The organism is Saccharothrix tamanrassetensis (assembly GCF_014203665.1).
Taxonomy (GTDB): domain Bacteria; phylum Actinomycetota; class Actinomycetes; order Mycobacteriales; family Pseudonocardiaceae; genus Actinosynnema; species Actinosynnema tamanrassetense.
The window spans coordinates 131,068-152,870 of the sequence record NZ_JACHJN010000012.1 but is presented as its reverse complement, the minus strand read 5'-3'; the positions used below and the strand labels follow the sequence as shown (position 1 = coordinate 152,870).

General features: G+C 71.4%; 19 protein-coding genes. 8 read left to right on the top strand and 11 right to left on the bottom strand.

Annotation, left to right across the window (positions count from 1 at the left end):
• Positions 1 to 3 precede the first annotated feature (3 nt).
• The 6 genes from FHS29_RS31210 to FHS29_RS31185 form a co-directional block, all read right to left on the bottom strand.
• On the bottom strand, positions 4 to 390 hold the full coding sequence (locus FHS29_RS31210) for a hypothetical protein (RefSeq protein ID WP_184696906.1): 387 nt from the start codon (positions 388 to 390) through the stop codon (positions 4 to 6).
• A gap of 1 nt (position 391) precedes the next feature.
• Entirely contained in the window at positions 392 to 1,999 is a 1,608-nt protein-coding gene (locus tag FHS29_RS31205; protein WP_184696904.1) for an ABC transporter substrate-binding protein, read from the bottom strand.
• Positions 1,996 to 2,985, bottom strand: coding sequence for an ABC transporter ATP-binding protein (locus FHS29_RS31200; RefSeq protein WP_184696902.1), 990 nt, complete (start codon positions 2,983 to 2,985; stop codon positions 1,996 to 1,998). The genes FHS29_RS31205 and FHS29_RS31200 overlap by 4 nt, the downstream gene beginning before the upstream one ends.
• A complete protein-coding gene (locus tag FHS29_RS31195) occupies positions 2,978 to 3,967 on the bottom strand; it encodes an ABC transporter ATP-binding protein (RefSeq protein WP_184696900.1) in 990 nt (329 codons plus the stop codon). The genes FHS29_RS31200 and FHS29_RS31195 overlap by 8 nt, the downstream gene beginning before the upstream one ends.
• A 159-nt stretch (positions 3,968 to 4,126) precedes the next feature.
• Positions 4,127 to 5,158: an alpha/beta fold hydrolase gene (locus FHS29_RS31190; RefSeq protein ID WP_312865180.1), complete on the bottom strand. Its 1,032-nt coding sequence runs from the start codon at positions 5,156 to 5,158 to the stop codon at positions 4,127 to 4,129.
• A 744-nt stretch (positions 5,159 to 5,902) separates the two neighbouring features.
• Positions 5,903 to 6,928 (bottom strand): hypothetical protein, encoded by a 1,026-nt coding sequence (locus tag FHS29_RS31185; RefSeq protein ID WP_184696898.1) that lies wholly within the window; start codon positions 6,926 to 6,928, stop codon positions 5,903 to 5,905.
• Between the two features lie 271 nt (positions 6,929 to 7,199).
• Here FHS29_RS31185 and FHS29_RS31180 point away from each other — a divergent pair, with 271 nt between their 5' ends.
• On the top strand, positions 7,200 to 8,093 hold the full coding sequence (locus FHS29_RS31180; RefSeq protein WP_184696896.1) for a phenylalanine 4-monooxygenase: 894 nt from the start codon (positions 7,200 to 7,202) through the stop codon (positions 8,091 to 8,093).
• Positions 8,094 to 8,212: 119 nt separating this feature from the next.
• On the opposite strand, the gene FHS29_RS31175 is transcribed toward FHS29_RS31180, so the two are convergent.
• Positions 8,213 to 8,422 carry a hypothetical protein gene (locus FHS29_RS31175; RefSeq protein WP_184696894.1) on the bottom strand — a complete coding sequence of 70 codons (210 nt, stop codon included), beginning with the start codon at positions 8,420 to 8,422 and terminating at the stop codon, positions 8,213 to 8,215.
• 188 nt (positions 8,423 to 8,610) lie between these two features.
• Between FHS29_RS31175 and FHS29_RS31170 the strand changes: the two genes are divergently transcribed.
• The 3 genes from FHS29_RS31170 to FHS29_RS31160 all read left to right on the top strand — a co-directional run bounded on the left by FHS29_RS31170 (position 8,611) and on the right by FHS29_RS31160 (position 13,984).
• The gene (locus tag FHS29_RS31170) at positions 8,611 to 9,111 is read left to right on the top strand and encodes an adenylyltransferase/cytidyltransferase family protein (protein WP_246441034.1); all 501 of its coding nucleotides are present in this window, start codon (positions 8,611 to 8,613) and stop codon (positions 9,109 to 9,111) included.
• 34 nt (positions 9,112 to 9,145) lie between these two features.
• The gene (locus FHS29_RS31165; protein ID WP_184696892.1) at positions 9,146 to 11,536 is read left to right on the top strand and encodes a UvrD-helicase domain-containing protein; all 2,391 of its coding nucleotides are present in this window, start codon (positions 9,146 to 9,148) and stop codon (positions 11,534 to 11,536) included.
• A gap of 630 nt (positions 11,537 to 12,166) precedes the next feature.
• Positions 12,167 to 13,984 carry an AfsR/SARP family transcriptional regulator gene (locus FHS29_RS31160; RefSeq protein ID WP_184696890.1) on the top strand — a complete coding sequence of 606 codons (1,818 nt, stop codon included), beginning with the start codon at positions 12,167 to 12,169 and terminating at the stop codon, positions 13,982 to 13,984.
• A gap of 23 nt (positions 13,985 to 14,007) precedes the next feature.
• On the opposite strand, the gene FHS29_RS31155 is transcribed toward FHS29_RS31160, so the two are convergent.
• The 4 genes from FHS29_RS31155 to FHS29_RS31140 are packed head-to-tail and all read right to left on the bottom strand — an operon-like array spanning position 14,008 to position 18,926.
• On the bottom strand, positions 14,008 to 15,516 hold the full coding sequence (locus FHS29_RS31155) for an MDR family MFS transporter (RefSeq protein WP_184696887.1): 1,509 nt from the start codon (positions 15,514 to 15,516) through the stop codon (positions 14,008 to 14,010).
• A 36-nt stretch (positions 15,517 to 15,552) separates the two neighbouring features.
• The gene (locus FHS29_RS31150) at positions 15,553 to 16,347 is read right to left on the bottom strand and encodes a thioesterase II family protein (RefSeq protein WP_184696885.1); all 795 of its coding nucleotides are present in this window, start codon (positions 16,345 to 16,347) and stop codon (positions 15,553 to 15,555) included.
• Positions 16,344 to 17,774 carry a class I adenylate-forming enzyme family protein gene (locus tag FHS29_RS31145; RefSeq protein ID WP_184696883.1) on the bottom strand — a complete coding sequence of 477 codons (1,431 nt, stop codon included), beginning with the start codon at positions 17,772 to 17,774 and terminating at the stop codon, positions 16,344 to 16,346. Before FHS29_RS31145 ends, FHS29_RS31150 begins: the two co-directional genes overlap by 4 nt.
• Positions 17,775 to 17,807: 33 nt before the next feature.
• Positions 17,808 to 18,926 (bottom strand): 3-dehydroquinate synthase II family protein, encoded by a 1,119-nt coding sequence (locus FHS29_RS31140; RefSeq protein ID WP_184696881.1) that lies wholly within the window; start codon positions 18,924 to 18,926, stop codon positions 17,808 to 17,810.
• A 293-nt stretch (positions 18,927 to 19,219) separates the two neighbouring features.
• Between FHS29_RS31140 and FHS29_RS31135 the strand changes: the two genes are divergently transcribed.
• Genes FHS29_RS31135 through FHS29_RS31120 form a run of 4 tightly spaced genes read left to right on the top strand, consistent with a single transcriptional unit; the run spans position 19,220 to position 21,793 of the window.
• Complete coding sequence (locus FHS29_RS31135) at positions 19,220 to 20,038, top strand: 2-amino-3,7-dideoxy-D-threo-hept-6-ulosonate synthase (protein ID WP_184696879.1); 819 nt, start codon at positions 19,220 to 19,222, stop codon at positions 20,036 to 20,038.
• 39 nt (positions 20,039 to 20,077) lie between these two features.
• Positions 20,078 to 20,356 (top strand): acyl carrier protein, encoded by a 279-nt coding sequence (locus FHS29_RS31130; protein ID WP_184696877.1) that lies wholly within the window; start codon positions 20,078 to 20,080, stop codon positions 20,354 to 20,356.
• The gene (locus FHS29_RS31125) at positions 20,353 to 20,610 is read left to right on the top strand and encodes an acyl carrier protein (RefSeq protein ID WP_184696875.1); all 258 of its coding nucleotides are present in this window, start codon (positions 20,353 to 20,355) and stop codon (positions 20,608 to 20,610) included. The genes FHS29_RS31130 and FHS29_RS31125 overlap by 4 nt, the downstream gene beginning before the upstream one ends.
• Complete coding sequence (locus FHS29_RS31120; RefSeq protein ID WP_184696873.1) at positions 20,600 to 21,793, top strand: beta-ketoacyl-[acyl-carrier-protein] synthase family protein; 1,194 nt, start codon at positions 20,600 to 20,602, stop codon at positions 21,791 to 21,793. Before FHS29_RS31125 ends, FHS29_RS31120 begins: the two co-directional genes overlap by 11 nt.
• The last annotated feature ends 10 nt before the right edge of the window (positions 21,794 to 21,803 follow it).

The following is a 21,803-nucleotide window of genomic DNA, read 5'->3' as shown; positions in this document are numbered from 1 at the left end:
GGACTACGACCGCGATCGGCCGGGGAGCCACAGCCCGCGCTCGATCGGCTCCCAGAAGTCCAGCGTGACGTTGTCGAGGAACGGCTCGTACGGGTCCACCTTCTTGTACTCGGCGTACGGGCCGGACCAGTCCTTGCGCCGCTCCTTGTACGCGCGGCGTTCGGCTTCGGAGTGGTACTCGAACAGCAACGTGTACCGGCCGGTCGGCGTGAGCGTCGCCGGGTCGACCTCGTGGTAGTAGGACGCGGCCTTCCACTCGGGGAACAGCTCGGCGCGCCGGTCGGCCACCCAGCGGAACCAGGTCCGCATCCCCTCGTGGTACTCGCGCGGGTCGACCCCCTCGCGGATGTTCCACGACTCGACCTCGATGATGCTGTTGTCCTCGGGCATGTCAGTCCTTCCCCACGGTGTACAGGTCGGGCCGCGACAGCGCGGATTCCTTGTAGTTGCTGACGTTCTTGCGCACCGCGCGGCGGTCGACGTCCTGGTACAGCGGCAGCCACGGCGCGTCCTGGCTGATCCGGGCCGACGCCGCGAGCCAGTCCGCGTCCTGCGCCCGGTGGTCGGCCGAGCCGCGCGCCCGGTCGAGCAACCGGTCGACCTCGTCGTTGCGGTAGTGCGCGAGGTTGCCCTCGACCGACCGGGACGCCTTGCCGTGCAACTTGCCGTACAGCAACGCGTCCGGGCTGGCGTAGTTGAGGGTGGACTTCCAGGAGAAGAACGGCAGTTCGCCCTTGCCGACCTTGTCGATGATGGTGGACAGGGGCAGCTCACCGATGGTGCAGTCGATGCCGACCTCCTTGAGGTTGGCCTGCATCACCTCGGCGATCTGCTTGAGCGTGCCGTAGCCGGGCACGTAGGTGCTGTCGATCTTCAGGCCGTTGCCGTGGCCGGCCTCCGCCAGCAGGGCCTTGGCCTTCGCCACGTCCCGCTGGTACACCGCGATGTCGCGGTGGTCGGCGTACCCGTCGACGAGGCTGCCCGGGATCGGCCCGCGCAACGGGATGCCGCTCTCCTTGACGACGTTGGCCATGATCGCGTCGTGGTCGATCGCGTAGCAGATCGCCTGGCGCACCCGGACGTCGTCGAACGGCGGCTGTTCGGTCTGGAAGATCCAGTAGGTGATGTCCAGCAGCGGCGTGGCCAGCACCGTGACGTCCTTGTTCTGCGCCAGCCGGTCGATCAGGTTGACCGGCAGGTTGCCGACCACGTCCAGGTCGCCGCGCTCCAGCTGCAACGCGGCGGTCGAGGGTTCCACCGGCGAGTTGAACAGCACCCCGGCCAGCTTCGGTCTGCCGCGCCAGTGGCCGTCGGACGACTTGACCTCGATCACCTGGTTGGGCGTCCAGCGGACGAACTGGAACGCGCCGCTGCCGGCCATGTTCCTGGCCAGGTACTTCGCCGCGGTCGGGTCGGCCTGGGTCTTGTTCGCCGCGACCACGGCCGGGTTGACCACCGAGCCGACCGCGTCGAGCGCGAGCGTCCGCAGGAACGGCGAGAACGGCGAGTCCAGCGTGATGACGACGGTGCCCGCGTCCTTGGCGACGATGTTGCCCGGCTTGACGTGGTCGACCAGCAGGTCGCTCGCGCCCTGCCCGACTTCCATCGTCCGCCGCAGCGAGGCGACCACGGCTGCGGCGTCCAACGTGCTGCCGTCAGAGAACTTCACGCCCTGGCGCAGGTGGAAGGTGTGGCCGATGCCGTCCGGCGTGACCTCCCAGCGCTCCGCGAGGCCCGGTGAGACGTCCTTGCCGTCGCCGGTCAGCTCCAGCAGCCGGTCGTAGACGTTGTGGATGACGATGCCGGAGTTGGACTCGCCGGTGGAGGCCGGGTCGAGCCCCTTCGGCTCGGCGGACAGCGCGTACCTCAGCGTGCCGCCCGAGCCCGGTCGACCGGTCCTGGTGTCACCGCAGGCGGAGGCGAACGGGACGAGCAGGGCGGCGCCACCGGCCGCGCGCAGGAAACCCCGCCGGTTCAGGGGTGGGTGGTGACCGGTCACGATGGTTCCTCCGTCGGGAGTTGCGAGCGGCGGATCTGCGGGAACAGGCAAGCTGCCAGGTGGTTCGGCGCGAACGCGGCCAGGTCGGGGAGGCGGGTGCCGCACTCCGGTCGGGCGTGCGGGCAGCGCGGCCGGAAGTGGCAGCCCGCCGGCGGGTTCATCGGGCTGGGTGCCTCGCCGCCGAGCCGGGCTGTCCGGCCCGGCGTCAGGGTGGGGATGGAGGCGAGCAGGGCTTGGGTGTACGGGTGGACCGGGGACTCGAAGATGTCCTGCGCGGTACCGGACTCGACGATCCGGCCGAGGTACATCACCGCGACGCGATCGGCGATCTGGCGCACCACGGCCAGGTCGTGGCTGATGAAGACGTAGGCGATGCCGAGGTCGGACTGCAACCGGCGGAGCAGCGCGATGATCTGGGCCTGCACCGACACGTCGAGCGCCGAGGTCGGCTCGTCGCAGATCAGCACCGCGGGGTGCGGCGCGAGCGCCCTCGCGATGGCCACCCGTTGCCGCTGCCCACCGGAGAGCTGACGGGGGTGGTGGCCGGCCATCGCGGGTTCCAGGCCGACCCGCTCGAGCAGTTCGGCCACGGCGGTCCGGGCGGAACCGGCGCCGTCCGGCAGGCCGTGCACCTCGTACGCCTCACCGATCAGGTCGCCGATGCTCATGCGCGGGTTCAGCGAGGCGAACGGGTCCTGGAACACCATCTGGATCCGCTTGCGCTGCGGTCGGCGCTTGCGCTCCGACAGCCCGGCGAGGTCGGTGTCGTCGAGCATCACCCGGCCGGACGTCGGCTGTTCGAGGCACACCAGCGTCCTGGCCAGAGTGGACTTCCCGCAGCCCGATTCGCCGACCAGCGCCAGTGTCTCGCCGCGGGCCAGTTCGAAGCTGACATCGTGGACCGCGCGGACGATTCCCCGCTCGCGTCCATTCCGGACTCGGTAGTGCTTGACGACGTTCTCGGCGCGCAGCAACGGGTCAGCCACCGGCCACCTCCTCCGCGCGGTGGCAGGCGACCAGTGAGTCGTCCGCCAGGCGCCGCAACACAGGCTGCTCGGCACGGCAGACGTCGACGGCGAACCGGCAGCGCGCGGCGAACGCGCAGCCGGTGGGCAGCGCGGCCGGATCCGGTGGGGAGCCGGGGATGGAGCCGAGTTCCTCGACCCGTCGTTCCACCCGCGGCACCGATTCGAGCAACGAGATCGTGTACGGGTGCCGCGGTGTGCGGTAAAGCCGTTCCAACGGACCGGTTTCGACGACCTGACCGGCGTACATGACCGCACCCCGCGACGCGACCTGCGCGGCGACAGCGAGATCATGGGTGATCAGCACGAGTGCGGTCCGGTACTCCCGGCGCAGTTCCTGGAGCAGTTCGATGATCTGGGCCTGCACGGTGACGTCGAGTGCCGTCGTCGGCTCGTCGGCGAGCAGGACCTCGGGGCCGAGCGCGACGGCCATCGCGATCACCACGCGCTGGCGCATGCCACCGGAGAGCTGGTGCGGGTACTCCCCGGCACGCCGCCGCGCGTCCGGGATGCCGACCCTGGCGATGAGGTCGGTGGCCTGCTCACGCGCGACCTTCCTGGACGCGCCGGCGTGCACGCGGAACATCTCGGCGATCTGGTCACCGACCGCGAACGACGGGTTCAGCGCGGTCTGCGCGTCCTGGAAGACCATCGCGATCTTGCTGCCGCACAACGCGCGGCGGCGCTTGGCAGGCAGGGCGAGCACGTCCTCGCCCCGGTAGGCGATCCGGCCGGCCACTTCGGTGCCGGGTTCGAGCAGGCCCATCACCGCGCGGGCGGTGGCGGTCTTGCCGCACCCGGACTCACCGAGCACGGCCACGGACTCCTTGGCGGACAGGGAAAGCGACACGCCGCGCACGGCGGGGACCTCCCGTTCGCCGTGGAAGGTCACCCGAAGGTCTTCGATCGTGAGCAGTGCGGTGTCAGAAGTGGACTGGCTCATGCCGCCTCCGCCCTTGCAGATTTCGGGAAGGCTAAATCCGTTTAGCCACACTGTCAACGCCCGATGTCGTCCGCAAGATCGGAAAAAACGCCATGCCGAGACGTTGCCGGTCTCGGCATGGCGTGTCGGCCCCTGGCACGTGCGTGCCACCGGAGTGGGTCAGTCGAGGCCGCCGGGGCGGTCGAGCAGCTCGCGCAGGGCGGCGTCGATGAACCGGGTGTCGGGTTCGTTGCTGCCGTGCCCGGCGAAGTGGCCCCAGATGCCCGGGACGACCCGCAGCTCGGCGTTGCCCATGTGGCTGACGGCCCACGCCTCGTCCTCCGGCGGGAAGTACAGGTCCTTCTCGGCGGGGAGCACGATGGCCGTGGCGCGGATCGAGGCCAGGGCCGCCTCGGTGTCGCCGTCGAAGCCGGGGGTCAGGCCGACGTCGCCGGTCTGCCAGGTCCGGAGCATGGCGAGCAGGTCGTTGGGGTCGCGGTCGTCGAGGAAGAAGCCTTCCCAGAAGTCGACCAGGAAGTCCTCCAGCGCCGTGTAGCCGAGCTTCTCGTACTCCTTCTCCCAGTAGAACGCCTGCGAGAAGCCCCACCCGGCGTAGACGCGGGCGCAGGCGCGGAGCCCGACCACGGGCGGGGTGTCGCCGTACCAGCCGCCCGCGAAGGCGGAGTCCGCGGTCAGCGCGGCCTTCACGCCTTCCAGGAACACCTTGTTGTGGTAACTCGTCCGGGACGAGCCGCAGAACGGGGCGATGCGCTCGACCATCTCCGGGTGGCTGACCGCCCACTGGTAGGTCTGCCCGGCGCCCATCGACCAGCCGGTGACCAGGGCCAGCCGTTCGATGCCGAAGTGGCGCGTGACCAGGTCGTGCTGCGCGCGGACCTGGTCGTGGAACGTGACGTGGGGGAAGCGGGGCCCGGCGTAGCCGCCGGTGGTGTTGCTCGGTGAGCTGGACAGCCCGTTGCCGAGCATGTTGGGCACGATGACGAAGTACCTGTCCGGGTCGAGCGTCAGACCGGTGCCGATCAGCCACTCGTTGTCCCAGTGGCGGCCGGAGTACCAGGTGGGGTACACGACGGCGTTGGACTTCTCGGGGTTGAGCGTCCCGTAGGTCGCGTAGGCGAGCCGTGCGCCGCGCAAGGTCGCGCCGTGCTGCAACGTGAAATCACCGAGGTCGTGGTACTGCGTTTCGGTCACGGGTGGTCCTCCGGTCGGGCGGCAGTCTGGACGTGAGGCCTCCGACTCGGCGACCTCACGTGCAGAATCTGCCTCATCGAGTCCGAAGTGGCCACTGTCCGACCGACCCGAACCAGCCCTGCTGCGACACCCGGAGAGCCTCGCCGAACCTGCCATCGGCGAGCCGTCAGACGTGGCCACCCGCGAGATCCACATGCTTGTTCGGGATCGACGATGTGAGACCGGCGCAACTCCCCGTCACTCTCGGCGGTGCGTTCGACCTCGTGGACGGGGCATCACACCGGCGACACCCCCTGTTCGGCCGCCGGTGCGATGCGCCTCCTGTCCGGCGTGGGGAACCCGCCGCTGTGATCACGATGGACCTCCGGTTGTCGGGATTTACACAATGTTGTACGAGTCCCCTGGTCAGCGGTGGCGAGCCGGCCTGTGGATCGACTTCCGACGGGTGGACATCGGGCATGCCCCGGCAGCGGTGCGCACTGGCGGCCCTGCTCGTCGATGCCAACCGCGTCGTGACCACCGAGCAGGTGCTGGACCGGGTACGGGTCGAACGTCCGCCGAGGCGCGTGCACCAGTGGCGTCGGAGGGAACGGGAAGTCCTCCTCGCCGAGGCACGCAGGTGCCGTCCGGTCGGGCTACCGGTGACCACACGCCCTGGTTCTCCGTCCACACCACCACACCGTCGTCGCCCCACGCGGCGCGTCCGGCCTCGCCGCCGCGTCCTGGACGGCCGACCTGCTTCGCTCAAAGGTTGTAGATGAAGGTGGCCGCGCGGACGTAGTGGTCGACCCCGGCGGAGATCGGGCGGTGCAGGACCTTGCGGTCCCTCTTGATGGTGCCGTGGTACGTGCTGTAGACGGTGTACCCGGCAGGCACCCAAAGGCTGTCGCAGGGCTTCCAACCGCCGCCGGCGGACCTGTAGAAGTGCTCGGTGAGCCCCGGACCGATGCACGCAGCGGTGAAGGCCGTGGATTTGCGCCGCCTGTGCCCGTTGGTGTACCTGACCTTGGTCGAGTAGATCGGCTCCTCGTCGCACCAGCGCCAGGTGTTGTCCGGGTAGACCGCGGACGCGCAGATCTGCTCGTAGAACGCCTCGGTACCGCCGGGCTTGCAGTATTGCGGCGAGGGGAACCCCGAGCTGGTGGTGTGGCCGCGCGGCCTCAGCGACAGGTCGAGTTCGTCGAGGTCGGCTTCGATGGGGTTGTCGTGTGCTTCGACGGTGTCGGTCGCCTCCTGCCCCTCCCTCGCGTAAGCCGCGATGGCGGTGGGCACCGCGAGGGTCGGCGCGAGGTTGCGGAAGAGGTCCAGCGGCGACAGGGCCGGGTCGCGGGACACGGTCAGCCGGCTCGCATCGTGGCCGGCGGTCATCTCGCGGACACTGATCTCGGGGTGTCCGGCGTCGTCGCTCTGGATGGCGACGAAGTCGATGACGTTGCCGTTGGACAACTCGACTCTGGCCACCTGACGCCGGTCGGGAAGGCTGCCGACGATCGGCGCGCCGTCAGGGCCGAAACCCGCGGCGATGCAGTCCGCGTCTGACGGCGTGGTCGTTTCACTGCGTTGGCAAGGCGGTCGGCGGGTCGCGCGGTCGTCGGACGAGTTGCAGCACATCGTGGTGGTTTCCCCTCTGTCGGAACACAACGGCCGATGCGACGCGCCCGGTTTCACAAGAATCTGCGTGGGGCTTGAGAACTTGATCGGCGGCGCGAGCGACGGCCTGTGGAGTGTCGAGGCCGCGACGGCACTACGGCAATCGCTCCCCGGTACCACGCACCATTTGCAGCAGCAGGAACGCCCATTCGGCCTACATGAATCGCATCGAGGCGGTCAGCCACGCCACTTCGAGCCCGTACAGACGCATCCGGGACCAACACCGGAGTCCACTGTGGTCGAACACGGGTTCGACCACAGTGGACTCCAGTGCTGCGTCGACCCCAGCCGTGGCAGCACATCGTCGGGCGCAGTGGGAAGCGAGTCACCCACACGTGTTCACCTGACCCGCGCCGGGAGTGCGTCCTTCCCGAGCGGGAAGCCGACGCGTATGACCACCGACATCCAGGCGCTGCCCATGCGGACCCCGGTCGCCCCGGACGGGCGGCTGGGACCGGCCGAGGCGCACCCCGGGCTGAGCGACACCGAGTACGTCCGACGCCGTGACGCCATCGTGGCGGCGGCCGAGGGGCACGAGGTGGGCGAGCCGTCACCGCCGGTCGTCTACACCGAGCAGGAGCACGAGACGTGGCGCCGGGTCCACTCGGCGCTCCGCGCGGCCCAGCCGGGTCGGTTGCGCCGAACGGTCCTGGATCTGCGTGACAGCGCGCCCGTACCCGACGACCACGTGCCCCAGCACGCCGAGGTCGGCGACCGCCTGCGCGAGCTCACCGGCTTCCGCTTCACCCTGGCCGGCGGGCTGGTGCCCGACAAGAGGTTCCTGGGTGCCATGGCGCGCGACTACTTCCACGCCGTGCAGTACGTCCGTCACCCCGCGATGCCGCTCTACACCCCCGAACCCGACGTGCTGCACGACGTGCTCGGCCACGGGACGCACCTGTGCTCACCGTGGTTCGCCGACCTGTACCGGGCGGTCGGAGCGGCGGCGAGCCGCGTGGACGGCGAAGACGCACTCGACCTCATCAGCCGCGTGTACTGGTTCAGCCTCGAGTACGGCGTCGCGCTGGAGGGAGGAGAGGTGAAGGCTTACGGAGCGGCGCTGCTGTCGTCCTACGGCGAACTGCGTCGTCTGCACCGCGCCGAGATCCGCCCGTGGGACGTCACCGCCATCGTCAACACCTGCTACCAGGCCGCCGGCTACCAACCTGTCCTCTACGCCACGCGCTCGCTCGACCACGTCGCCGAGGCGCTGCACGACTTCCTGGACGACTTCGACGAGGACACCGGCTCGGCCTACCTGCGTTCACCGACCGCGGCGCGATGACCTGAGCACCGGGCGCGCGGTCGGGACGCTACGGGAGAGGCACGACCGGCTCCGGCCGCGGCGAAGGACGTCCACGGCCCGCGTGCCCGGAGTTGGTGATCGTGCCGGGTCGAGCGGCGTCAGGGAGTCGTGGCGCAGCCATTCACGACCTGGGACACGACCGGAACCGCGATGCCGGTGCTTTCCATCAGGTCGTTCCCGGCATTGCAGAGCATCATGAGCGGACCATGGAGCACCGGATCCTGCCGCTCGCCGGCCGCGGGTTCCGCGCCCGCCGATGCGGCCGACACCACCATGCCCAACACGATGCCGACCAAGACTGCTGCCACTCGCTTCACGGTGTCCCCTCCTGGGTTGTGCGGTTCGGACACCATCGGATTCTCGCCCGGCGGCGGGAGAACCGCCTCACCGACGCCTAGAGCCACTCTGGCGGGTGACCAGTGGTCGAGGCCGGGCCGCTGGGGTCGGACGGGCAGAGACCCTTGTCACCGGTCGCCCGCGCGGCCACCGTTGATCGTTGGCATGGCAGGCCGTGCGCGCCGTATTCCCCGGCTCCTTCGACCCGGCCACGCAGGGACACCTGGACGTGGCGCGCCGGGCCGCGGGCATGTTCGACGAAGTGGTCATGTGCGTCCTGACCAACCCGGCCAAGACCGGCCGGTTCCCCCTCGCCGAACGACTGGCCCTGCTGGCCGACATGACCAGCGACCTGGCCAATGTCACGGTGGACTCCAGCCCCGGCCGGCTACTGGTCGACTACTGCCGCCAGACGGGCGTCGACGTGATCCTGCGGGACGTGCACCCCGGTCGACCTGGAGCAAGAGTTGCCGATGGCTCGGATGAACCACCACCTGAGCGGCATCGAAACGCTCCTCGTGCCGACCGATCCCGCGCAGGCCTACATCTCCTCGACCCTCATCGCGGCGACAGCCCGGCGGTAACGCCTCCGGACCGGCCAAGCCGCGCGTTCACGACCAGGCGCGGCAGGCAGCCGCCTATGATCACCTCGCCGAGATGACTTTAGGTAGTCGATACTGGCTGGAAGGGTGACAATGGCGATCACGCCGACCCCCGAGCAGACCGCCGCCCGGGACGTCTTCACCGCCGGGCGCGACCTCGCGCTGGTCGCGGGCGCCGGGACGGGCAAGACCGCCACGCTCGTGCAGATGGCCGCGACCACCCGCAGGCGAGGCCTGTACATCGCCTTCAACAAGGCGATCGCCGACGAGGCCCGCACCCGGTTCGGCGCCAACGTGCAGTGCCGCACCGCCCACTCCCTGGCCTACCGCGCCATCGGCAGCCGCTACCAGGAGCGATTACGCTCGCAGACCCGACTCCCGGCCTGGCAGACCGCGCGCAGGCTGGGGATCACCCGGGACCTGGCCGTCGGCACGCACTTCATCAAGACCAACCACCAGGCCCGCCTGGTGATGGGCATGATCCGCAGGTTCTGCTACTCGACCGACAAGCAGGTGATGGCCCGCCACCTGGAAACGGTCACCGGTCTCGACAACGTCGGCCAGGAGTACCTGGCCCGGACCCTCCTCCCCTACGCGACGCGGGCGTGGGAGGACATCCGCTCCGATCGCGGCACCCTCCGGTTCGAGCACGACCACTACCTCAAGATGTGGGCGCTCACCGGTCCGGAGCTCGCCGGGGACTTCGTCATGCTGGACGAGGCCCAGGACACCAACCCGGTGCTCGAAGAGATCTTCCTGAACCAGGGCGCCCAGCGGGTGTGCGTGGGCGACCCGGCCCAGCAGATCTACGGCTGGCGCAGCGCCCGTGACGTGATGACCGGCTTCCCGGCGGAATCCCTGCACCTCACCGAGTCCTTCCGGTTCGGCCCGCGGGTCGCGGAGGAGGCCAACCGCTGGCTGCGGCACGCCGAGTCGACCCTGAGGCTGACCGGGCGCGGCCCCGGCGAGTCCAGGATCGGCGAGGTGCACAACCCGGACGTGGTGCTGTGCCGGGGGAACGCCGACGCCATGCAGGAGGTCATGGCGTTCCTCGACGAAGGCGTCCCGGTCGCCCTGACCGGCGGCGGCGACGCCATCCAGCGCATCGCCGCGGCGGCCGAGGAGTTGAAGGCGGGCAAGCGGACCAGCCACCCCGAGCTGTTCCTGTTCGGCTCGTGGGGCGAGGTCCAGGACTACGTCGAGAACGACAAGGCGGGCCAGGACCTCAAGTCGATCGTGAGGCTGGTCGACAAGTACGGCCCGGAGCAGGTCCTGCGCGCAGTGGGCAGGCTGTCCGCCGAGGGGGACGCGAAGGTCGTGGTCTCCACCGCCCACAAGGCGAAGGGGCGCGAGTGGGCGACCGTGCGCATCGGGCCGGGGTTCGCCGCCCCGTCAGCCGACGACGACGGGCTGCCGAGGGACGTCAACCCCGCCGAGGCGCGCCTGATCTACGTCGCGGTCACCCGGGCCCGCCTCGGCCTGGACCTCAAAGGCGTCGCGTGGATCCACGAGTACGAGCAGGGCGCGACGACCCGCACCAGGCGACTGGCCGAGCTCAGCCTCACCGGCCAACTGCGCCACCCCGACTCGCCGGTCTCCCGCTTCATGGCCCGCCACCTGCCCTCCACCGCGGGCCCACAACGCGACTACCACAGGTATCTGGCGACCCTGCCGCACCCGGTGCAACCGATCGACGTCCAGTACCCGGACTGGTCCGGCATCGGCCACGCCGTCGACTACCGCCTCCGGCTGTCCTTCGGCGGCGATCTCGGCCCTGCGGTCGCACACGGCGTGGCCGCGCTGACGAGCCCCTACCAACTGCCCGGCGCGCCGCACGGCCACGCCCGCAGGCGACTGTCCACTGTGGGGGGACAGCTCCTGGCGGCGATCGACGCCCACCTGGCCGATCCGACCGCCCGCGACGACAACACCCTGACCAGGTTGTGCTATGTGGCGGCGTCCTTCGAGGACATCTACCGGACGGGACAGATCCGCCGCTTCAGCATGCTCGCCGAACGCGACGCCACGACCACACTCGCGGACCTGGTCGCCGCCGTGCCGCCGTACGTGGTCGAGGACGTCCACGCCCAACTGGCCTTGGCCGACCGCCCACTGGCCCGGTTCCGCGCCCTGCCACCGTCGGCCAAGGTCTGCGGTCCGGTGTTCGCGGGGAGTGCCGACGTCCCGGCGGACGCCGACTACATCCTGGGAGGCCTGCTCCTGGACTGCAAGTCCACGAAGGACCCGCACCGGTTGGGTCGTGACGAACTCCACCAACTCGCGGGCTACCTGTTGCTGGACTACGACGACCACTACGCGATCGACAGCGTGGGCCTCTACCTGTCCCGCCAGGGCGGCCTGATCGTCTGGAGCGTCGAGGACTTCCTCACCGGATCGGGCGCGACAGCACCGTTGGCGACCCTACGAGCCCGCCTTCGAGCAGACCTGCGCGAGGAGCTGAAAGCCCAGGGCCTACGCGCATAACAGCCCCACACCCGGCAGACGATTATTCGGCCATTGACCGGAATACCATCGATTGCCCACGGATACGATCGCCGAACACCCGCCGAAAACGAGCACAGGACAAATCCACGCGGAACCACGGAATCGTTCCGCGTGCTGAGCACAGGAGTGCGCCGACGTCACCGGCGCATTCCACCACCGCATTCGGACAGGCTCGCACATTCGGGAAAAATCACCCGCCCGAACTCGCTCGTCGAGGTGGAGCCCCACGTGCGGGCACAGGTGTGCGGATTCCGGTCACGCGCAAAGGGATATACCCGAGGACCACCTCCGGATTCCACTCCGGGCCTGACGGAAGATTGACCCGTATGCCGGACAGGACGCTCCGGACAGGGCAGGTACCGTTGTTGCAGACGATGCCGTGGCGGGTGGGAACTCGCCACCGGTTCTGTGGTACTCGGGGGCGGCGAAGCGCCGACGGGACGTGGCAGCGTTATCCAGGGGGACAAGTGTCACGATTTTGGATGATGGTCCGCGAGTTCGCGCACGAGGCCCGGGACATGCCGCGGACGACCAGATCCACAGCCGTTCGCCGGTGCGGCCCGTCGACGGGCCGGGAGAACACCACCGGCACACTCGCGGCGTCCTGACGTGCGTTTTCGCCTGCTCGGACCGGTGGAGGTCCACGACGGCGGCGTTCCGGTCGGGCCGAACGCGAGGAAACTGCGCACCGTGCTCGCCGTCCTGTTGCTGGCGCGGTCGAAAGTGGTGTCCAACGCCCGGCTCACCACGATGCTGTGGGGCGATCAGCGGACCGCCGCCTCGGCGGCGCAGATCCAGACCTACGTGTCCCGGTTGCGCAGGCTGGTCGGACCGGACGCCGAGCTCGTCCGGCAGCACCCCGGCTACCTGTTGCGCGTGCCGCCGGAGGAGATCGACCTGTTCGAGTTCGAACGGCTCGCCGCCGACGGCCGCCGGTCGCTGGCCGCCGGGCAGTTCGCCCGGGCCGCCGACGAGCTGCGCGGGGCGCTCGCGCTCTGGCGCGGTCCGGCGCTGTCCGGGGTGACCGACTTCCTGGGGGACGCCGAACGCCCCCGGCTGGAGGAGGCGAGGCTGGCGGTCTGGGAGGACCGGGTGCAGGCGGACCTGGGCCTGGGCGCGCACGCCGGCGTCGTCTCCGAGCTGACCGGGTTCGTCGCCGAGCACCCCCTGCGGGAACGACAGCGGGCCCAGCTGATGCTGGCGCTGCACGGCAGCGGCCGGCAGGCCGAAGCCCTGACGACCTACGACGACTACCGCCGGCTGCTGGCCGACGAGATGGGCATCGATCCCGGCGCGGACCTCCAGGAGCTGCACAACCGCATCCTCACCGCGCGGCAGGCCTCGCCCGCGGTCCGCGCGACGATCGCGATCGGGGCGCCGCCCGCGCAGCTGCCCGCCGACATCGCCGACTTCACCGGCCGCGCCCGCGAGGTCGACCTGGTCGTCGGGACCATGCGGCGGCACGGCTCGGTCTGCGTGGTGTCCGGGATGGCCGGTGCCGGCAAGTCGGCGCTCGCGGTGCACGCCGCCCACCGGTGCCGGTCGGACTACCCGGACGGCCAACTGCTCGTCGACCTCGGCGGGAGCGGTCGATCGGTCGACCCCGCCGAAGCGCTCGCCGTGATGCTGACCGCGCTGTGGGGCACGGCCGTCCCGGACACCCTGGAGGACCGGATCCGGCTGTACCGCAGCCGGATCGTCGGCAGGCGGGTGCTGATCCTGCTGGACGACGCGGTCAGCGAGAGCCAGGTACGGCCGCTGCTGCCCGGCGGACCCGGCTCGACGGTCGTCGTCACCGCCCGCCGCAGGCTGGTCGCACTGGAAGGAGCCGCGCTGGTCGACCTGCCCATGCCCTCGCCGCACGAGTCGCTCGGCCTGCTGCACGCGATCGTGGGCGACGACCGCTTCCGGGCCGAACCCGTTGCGGCGCAACGTATCGTAGAGCTGTGCGGGCACCTGCCGCTGGCGGTGCGGATCGCCGGCGCCCGGCTGGCCGCCAAGCCCCACTGGACGCTGACCCGACTGGCGGGCCTGCTGACCGACCGGCGCGGCCGGCTGGACGAGCTGCGGGTCGCCGACCTGGACGTGCGGGCACGCCTCATCTCCGGCTACTGCGGGCTGGACGAGCAGGCCAGGCACGCGTTCCGGCTGCTGTCCCTGCCGGACGTGCCGCACTTCCCGTCGCGGGCGGCGGCACTGCTGCTCGACCTCACCTCCGCCGAGGCGGACGAGGTGCTGGAACAGCTGGTGGACGCGCGGCTGTTGGACGTGGTGGTGATGCGGGGCGACGCGCGGTTGCACTACCGGTTCCCCGAGTTGGTGCGGTGCCTGGCCTTGGAGCTGGCCGGCCCGGAGGACCAGCTCGGGCGGCACCGGGCCGCGCTGCACCGGCTGTCGGGCATGTGGCCGGAGCCCCGGTTCGCGTGACCCGGGCCGGGGCTCCCGACCGGTCAGTCCGCCCGCGCCGGCGCCGGCGACCGCACTGGTGCGGTGGCAGGCGACTGGCGCCCCGGCAGGAAGAAGACCGGCAGCAGTGCCACCACCGTGAAGGCCAGCGCCCACCAGAACGGTGCGCCGAACGCGGACGCCAAGCCGTGCGCGACGTCGCCGCCGGGCTCGACCTGCTGGAGCGTCGTGGTGCCCGCCGGCAGCAGCCCGGCCACCTGGTTCTGGAGGACCACCGCGAGCACCGCGGTGCCCAAGGACGCGCCGACGCGCTGGAAGACGTTGAACGCGCTGGTGGCGTTCGGGACGACCTCCTTGGACACGCTGCTGTAGGCGATCGTCATGGTGAGCGTCATCGACAGCCCCAGACCCATGCCGCGCACGACCAGCGCCGCGCCCAGCAGGACCTGGTCGGGGTCGGCGGTGATGAGCGCGAACGGGATCGTGCCGGCGATCACGAACACCACGCCGACGAGGGACAGGTTGCGCACCCCCAGCATCGACGAGAACCGGTTCATCGTCGCGACCGCGATGAGGTAGCCGATGCTCTGCGGCAGCAGCAGCAACGCCGACTCCAGCACGCTGGTCCCCTGCACGAGCTGGAAGTACAGCGGCAGCGGGATGAGCACGCCGTACATCGCCATGCTCAGCAGGACACCCGCCGCGGTGCCGTTCTTGAACTCGCGGACCCGGAACAGGCTCAGGTCCAGCAGCGGGTTCTGCCGCTTGCGCAACGCCCGCACCGTGAACACCACCAGCAGCACGACGCCGGCCACCAGGCTGACCAGGGTCGTCGCGCCGTCGAACCCGCCCGCCGAGCCGGCTTCGGCCAGCCCGTAGATCAGGCCGACGAGCCCGGGCATCAGCAGGAGCAGGCCGAGCGCGTCCAGCTTCGCGGTCCGGGAGGGCTGGACGACGTTGCGGACCTTGGCCAGCACCAGCGCGATGGTCACCAGGCAGAACGGCACGTTGATGAAGAAGATCCACCGCCAGTCCAGGTAGTCGATCAGCACGCCGCCCAGCGACGGGCCGAGCACCGGCGCGAACAGCGCGGGTATGGAGACGATCGCCATCAGCTTGCCCAGCCGCCTCGGCCCGGCGGCCTGCGCCAGCAACGCCTGCCCGACCGGCACCGCGAGGCCGCCGCCGATGCCCTGGATCACCCGGAAGACGATGAGGCTGGTCGCCGACCAGGCCAGCCCGGACAGCACCGAGCCGACCAGGAAGACGACCTGGGAGAAGATGACGGTCTGCTTGGCGCCGAACCGCGCGGTGGCCCAGCCGCTGAGCGGGAGCGAGGCGGTGATGGCGAGCAGGTAGCCGGTGATCGTCCACTGGACGGTGTCCAGCTCGGCGGCGAACACCGCGGCCAGGGGGCCGATCGCGACGTTGATGATCGTGGCGTCGAGCAGGCTGGCGAATCCGCCGAACGCCATGATGGCGCTCAGCCACCACAGCTCCGGTGTGAGCCGGTCCGAGTCGCCCTCGGCGGCCGGAGGTCGGTGAGTTCCCACGGCTGGCTGTCCCCCTCGTCGACGGATTCGATCGCGTCATGGTTCCACGACAGTCGTCGTGTGCGCAACAAGTGTCGGATAGTTGCCCGGTCGGGTCGCCGCGCGCAAGGAGGCGGTCACCGCGTCGAGCACCAGGCGACCCGAGCCCGCCAGGAAGAAGTGGCCGCCGGGCACCTCGGACAACGTGAAGCCGGCGTCGGTCTCCCGCTCCCAGCCGAGCATCGCGGACCGGCCGGCGAACGGGTCCGCCGCGCCGACGAACCCCGTGACGGGTACCGCGAGCCGCTCACCGGGCCGCCCGCGGTACCCCGCCACCACCGCCAGATCGGCTCGCAGCACCGGCAGCAGCCTGCGCAGCCCGGGCCGGGCCGGCGGGTGCGCGGGCGTGCCGCCCACCCACTCCAGCCACCGCAACAGCTCCTCGTCGGTCCCTCGCCACCGTCGTACCGGCCGCAGCGAGGACGGCGCGACGCTCGCCCCGACGAAGAGACCGCTCGGCGGGCGCGACCGCGCCAGCTCGTGCGCCAGCGCGAGGCCGACGATCCCGCCCATGCTGTGGCCGTAGATGCCGTACGGGCGGTCCAGGTGCGGCTCCAGCGCCGCCGCCAGCCGCCGGGCCAGCACCCGGGCGTCGTGCAGCGGCGGCTCGGCGACCCGCCGCCCCCGGCCGGGCAGCTGCACGGCGTGCACCTCCACGTCGGCGGCGGCGGACCGCCAGGCGCGGAACACCGTCGCGCTGCCCCCGGCGTAGGGCAGGCAGAACAGCCGGACGGCGCTGTCCGGCCGGAGCCCGGTGACCGGCCGCAGCCACGGGTCTCGCCACGTGCTCATGCCGACTGCACGACCTCGCTGTGCGCGACCGACCGGGCGGTGTGCCCCGACGCGTGCAGCAGGTCGCGGTTGCGCACCGGCTTGCCGTTCGACGTGCGCGGCAGCGCCGTCCGGAAGTGGAACGCCTTGGGGATCTTGTAGGTGCTCAGCCGCTCGTGGCACCAGGCGAGCAGTTCGCTGCGCGCCAACGACGGGGCGATCACCAGGTGCGCCTCGACGGCTTCGCCGTAGACGACCACCACCTCGCGGACGTCCGGGTGCTCGGCGAGCACCGCCTCCACCTCCATCAGGTCGACCTTGAGCCCGCCGATCGACACCAGGGAGTCGGTGCGCCCGGTGATCTCCAGGACGTCCGTGCCGGGCCGGCGCACGCACCGGTCGCGGGTGTGCAGCCACCCGTCCACGTACCGGTCGTCGGCGTCCACGTGCAGGTAGGGTGCCTCGGCCAGGCGCACCCGCAGCGTGCCGTCGACCACCTCGGTGCACAGGCCGGGCACCGGCACCCCGACGGCGGGCGGCCCGTGGCGACCGGTGAGGTCGGTCGCGATGATCCCGGTCTCGGTCATGCCGTACGCCTGCCCGATCCGGACGCCGAACAGCTCCTCGAACCGGGCGAACACCTCCGGCGGCAGGGCTTCCCCGCCGGAGACGGCGAGCCGCAGGTGCGGCAGCGGCTCCAGGTCACCGGGCCTGCTCAGCAGGGCGTAGTGCGCCGGTACACCCAGCACGGCGGCGATCCGGCGCCCGGCCAGCACCGACAGCAGCGCGCCCCGGTTCGGCCGACCGGCGAAGTGCAGGGCCGCACCGGCGTTCAGCGCGTGCAGCACCCCGCCGATCAGGCCGAACGAGTGCGCCAGCGAGCTGAGCAGCAACACGTCCTCGCCGCGGCGCGGCATGTCGGGCAGCCGCGCGAACCGCTCGACCTCGGTCAGCAGCGAGTCCCCGGTCCGCCCGATCACCTTGGGCAGGCCGGTGGAGCCGGAGCTGAACTGGATCAGCCGGTGGTCGCCCTGCGCGGGCACGCCCGACGGCCGGGGCCGCACCAGGACCTCGCACTGGTCGCGGAACGGGGTGAAGGTCCGCGCGACGCCACCGGTGGTGAGGTGGAACTGCGGCTGGCACAGCTCCAGCAGCCGGGTGGTCTCGGTGGGTGTGAGCCGGGGGTCGAGCAGCATCACCTGGGCGCCGCGCGACCACAGCGCGAACAGCGACCAGAGCAGCGTGAAGCTGGGCAGCAGCTGCACCGCGACCGTGCTGCCCCGGGTGATCGAGGACGCCCCGAGCACCCGCCCGGCCCGGTCGACCTCCGTGCGCAGCGCGTCGCGCGTCACGACGGTCCCGCCGTGCGTCGCCCAGGTGAGGCCGCGCCGGTCCGGATCGGACAGCGCGGCGTCCAGCCACACCTCGAAGTCCCTGCCTGGAGTCATCTTGAGGTCCTTCCTCGCCGGGATCCGCCCGGGTCACTTCTCGATGCAGAACTCCCCGACCGGCCACCCGACGTGGCGCTTGTCGGTGGCCAGGTAGCCCAGCAGCTGGTCGCCCGGTTCGAGTTCGGTGCTGTTGAGCACCGCCGCACCGGGGCCCAGCACGCGCACGTGCCAGTCGTCCTGGAGGGTCAGCGCGACCTCGGTGCCGTCGGGCGCCGTGGCGTGGACCGTCAGCAACGGGCGGGATTCGAGCTTCACGCGGCCGACGACGATGCGGCGGGTGCGCCCGTCCGCGGTCACCCCCAGCACGGTGCTGCCCGCCTTGAGCTCGCTGAGGTAGTTGGTGCGGTTGTCCGCGCCGAACACGTAGGAGTGCAGCGCCCCGGCGTTCACCCGGAACGGACGGGTCGGCATGTAGGGCAGCGGGTGGGTCTCGCTGACGCACAGCACGAAACCGTGGGCGAAGGAGCCGACCAAAATCCCCTCGTCCTCCCGGAAGTGGGTGCAGGTGTCCACGCAGATCCGGTCGCCCAACCCGTTGTGCTCCACCGACCGCACGGTGAGGGTGGTCAGCGCCAGGTCCGGGGTCGCCGCGCGGAGCAGCTTGTCGACGTCGAACACGTCGTTGGCGTCGCGGGGCGCCACCAGCAGGCCGTCGGAGCCCTTCTCCAGCACGTCCAGGACGATGCGGGCCTCCTCGATGCCGTCGGCCTCGCACACCAGCAGGCCGGGTGCGCGGTCGGCGGCGGCGATCACGATCTCCAGCGGGATCTTGGTGGGATCCCGGAAGCGGACCACCGTGTGCTCCAGCGCCTGGACCGCCGCGCACGCCACCCGCAGCGTCAGGTCGTCCACCACCTCCACGAACGCGCCGGCGTGCGCGTCGACCTCGCCGGCGACCAGCTTCAGCTTGTCCAGCTCGGTGAAGGTCGCCACCCGCGTCAGCACCACGTCGCACACGCCCGCGGCCTCGGCGGGGGGCACCTCGCCCGGACCGGGCAGCAGCACCTTGGTCACCGTGGGCGGCAAGGTCGCCAACGTCTCCAGCCGGTGGTCCAGCACCCCACCGAGACCGGCGTGGACGGCCGCGTCCACCACCGCCTCCCGGCGTTGCGCGTCCACCGCACGAATGTCGATCCACGCGAACTTCACTCCGAACCATCCCCCTACTGCGTTCCAGTGCGGCGAAGCCCGCCGGTCGGGACGAATCCGGTGCCCGGGAGGCACCGGGACACACCCTCACAGCGGCGACCGCGCCGGGGCAGCCCCGACGGACCTGCACGACCGGGTGCCGACCGGGTGCGCGCCGGACCTGACCGGTCGGGCACCTCGATGGTGCTGCCGCACGCGTTCGCAGGAGCAGTCCGATCGAGGGTCCGGCACCCCGCCCGGCTTGGGCAGACTCCCTCGGCGTAGGCGCTTTTCCGGGTGACGAGGGGTGCATCATGTCCGCCAGGCCGGGAGGAACCGCAGTCCGTCTCGCACGGCTGGCCAGACACCGCGAGGGCCGCTACCTGTTCGTGCCGCTGGACCACTCGGTGGCCGACGGACCGATCATCGCGGCCGGGCGCTTCAACTGGCTCGTCCGCGTGGCGGTCGAGGGCGGCGCGGACGCCGTCGTGGTCCACAAAGGACGGGTCGCGACGCTCGACCCGGCCCTGCTGCGCGCGTGCTCGCTGATCGTGCACCTGAGCGCCAGCACCGCGCACGGCCCGGACCCCGACGCCAAGGTGCTGGTCGGCGACGTGGAGGAGGCGATCCAGTTGGGCGCGGACGCGGTGAGCGTCCAGGTCAACATCGGCTCCGCCACGGAGAGCCGCCAGCTGGCGGACCTCGGCGCGGTGGCCGACGCGTGCCGCCGGTGGAACGTGCCGCTGCTGGCGATGGTGTACCCGCGCGGCCCGGCGATCACCGACCCGCACGACCCGGCACTGCTGTCGCACGTGGTCAACATCGCGGCGGACCTGGGCGCGTCGCTGGTGAAGACCACCTGGCCGGTGCCGCTGGAGCGGATGGCGGAGGTGGTGGAGAGCTGCCCGATCCCGGTGCTCTCGGCGGGCGGTCCGGGCAACCGGGGCGTCGACCCGGCGGCGTTCGCCGCGACGCTGCTGGCGCACGGGTGCAGCGGGCTGGCGATCGGCCGGGGCATCTTCCAGAGCAGTTCGCCCGCGAGCGTGATCCGCGCCGTCTCGGCCGTGGTGCACGGGGAGGCCCTGTCCCCCGTGCCCGTGCTCGACCGCGTCCACTCGGTCCCGGCCCGCTGAGCGGAGCCCCGGGCCGACCACCACCCAACGGAGACACCGATGCGCGCAGAAACCCGAGAGTTCATCCTGACCGTGATCAGGGACGTGATCAACATCCCGCTGCCCGACCGGGTCGAGGACGACCTCCCGCTCGGCGAGGAGGGCCTCGGGCTGGAGTCGCTGGCCATGATCGAGCTGGTGCTCCAGCTGGAGGGCGAGTACGGCGTCGAGCTCCAGGAGGACGAGCTGACCGCCGACCTCGTGCCCGACCTCGGCGCGCTGGTGGACACCGTGGTCGGCCTGCGGTCGGCCGCCGCCGCGGGCAGCGTGGCCAGGTGATCACCGAGTCCGACGTGGCCCGGCTCCTCCGGGAGTCCGGCCTCCCGCTCGCCGAGTGGGACAGCTCGACCGAACTCGTCCTGGACTCGCTGACCTCGGTGTGGCTGCTGCACCACCTGGAGGAGCAGTACGGGATCGTCGTCGGCCCCGAGGACGAGGACGAGGTCACCGCCAGCGACTCCATCGGCTCGCTCCACCTGGCCCTGCGCCGGGTGCAGGCCGGCGCGCTGGAAGGAGCACGGCATGTCCCGTGAGGTCGTGATCACCGGGTACGGCGTCCTGACCGCCTTCGGCTTCGGGCCGGAGGCGTTGCTGGACAACGTCTTCACCGGCCGGCCGGGCTTCGCGCCGGTCACCCGCTTCGACAGCACCCCCTACCACGCCGCGCACGCCGCGACCTACGGGGGCGACGGCCCGGAGGTGCCCGGCGTGCCGGTCGAGCCCGGCTACACGCCGACGCAGGCCGAGGTGCTGCACGCGTGCGCCGCCGAGGCGCTGCGCATGTCGGGCACCGACGCGGCCGGTGCGCCCGTGCTGCTGGGGACCAACGGCGACCACTCGGCGGCGCGGTCGTTCTGGACCGACCACGCCCGGGGCCGGGCCCCCGGCGACCCCCGGACGGTGGACAGCCTGCCCGGTCGCCTGCCGGAGTCGCTGGGCGCGGCGTTCGGGCTCGGCACGCCCCGCCTCGCGTTCGTCAACGCCTGCGTCGCGTCGACGAACGCGATCGGCCACGGCGCGGAACTCGTCCGGCGCGGGCTGGCCGACGTGGTGGTGTGCGGCGGCGCGTACCTGGTCACCGAGGACGTGTTCGCGAAGTTCGACTCGGGCAAGGCGCTGAGCAGGTCCGGCGCGGTGCGGCCGTTCGCGGCCGACCGGGACGGCCTGCTGCACGGCGACGGGGCGGCCGTGCTGGTGCTGGAGTCGGCCGAGCGCGCGCGGGCGCGGGGCGCCGAACCGCTCGCCGAGGTCGCCGGCTGGGGCATGTCCTCCGACGCCCACCACGTCATCAAGCCGCACCCGAAGGGCGAGGGGCTGGTCCGGGCGGCACGGGCCGCGCTGCGCGGCGCCGGGGTGGACGTGGAGCGGCTGGGCTACGTCAACGCGCACGGCACCGGCACCCCGCTCAACGACGTGGCCGAGACCGCCGGCCTGCGCCGGATCCTCGGCGCGCACGCGCCCGCCGTGCCCATCAGCTCCACCAAGGGCAGCACCGGCCACATGCTGGAGGCCACCGGCGCGGTGGAGGCGGTGATCACGCTGCTCGCGCTGCGCGAGGGCCTGTTGCCGCCGACAACGGGCCTGCGGGTGCCCGACCCCGAGTGCGACCTGGACTACCTGCCCGACGTGGGCCGCCGCGCGCCGATCACCCACGCGCTGTCGCTCAACGCCGCCTTCGGCGGGGTGAACGCCGCGCTCGTCCTGAAACGGGTGTGAGCACCGTGCT

Bases quoted from the DNA above. Each gene is read 5' to 3' on its own strand.
- FHS29_RS31210 (WP_184696906.1), bottom strand. From the start codon at position 390: ATGCCCGAGGACAACAGCATCATCGAGGTCGAGTCGTGGAACATCCGC.
- FHS29_RS31195 (WP_184696900.1), bottom strand. From the start codon at position 3,967: ATGAGCCAGTCCACTTCTGACACCGCACTGCTCACGATCGAAGACCTT.
- FHS29_RS31180 (WP_184696896.1), top strand. From the start codon at position 7,200: ATGACCACCGACATCCAGGCGCTGCCCATGCGGACCCCGGTCGCCCCG.
- FHS29_RS31165 (WP_184696892.1), top strand. From the start codon at position 9,146: ATGGCGATCACGCCGACCCCCGAGCAGACCGCCGCCCGGGACGTCTTC.
- FHS29_RS31150 (WP_184696885.1), bottom strand. From the start codon at position 16,347: ATGAGCACGTGGCGAGACCCGTGGCTGCGGCCGGTCACCGGGCTCCGG.
- FHS29_RS31145 (WP_184696883.1), bottom strand. From the start codon at position 17,774: ATGACTCCAGGCAGGGACTTCGAGGTGTGGCTGGACGCCGCGCTGTCC.
- FHS29_RS31135 (WP_184696879.1), top strand. From the start codon at position 19,220: ATGTCCGCCAGGCCGGGAGGAACCGCAGTCCGTCTCGCACGGCTGGCC.
- FHS29_RS31130 (WP_184696877.1), top strand. From the start codon at position 20,078: ATGCGCGCAGAAACCCGAGAGTTCATCCTGACCGTGATCAGGGACGTG.
- FHS29_RS31120 (WP_184696873.1), top strand. From the start codon at position 20,600: ATGTCCCGTGAGGTCGTGATCACCGGGTACGGCGTCCTGACCGCCTTC.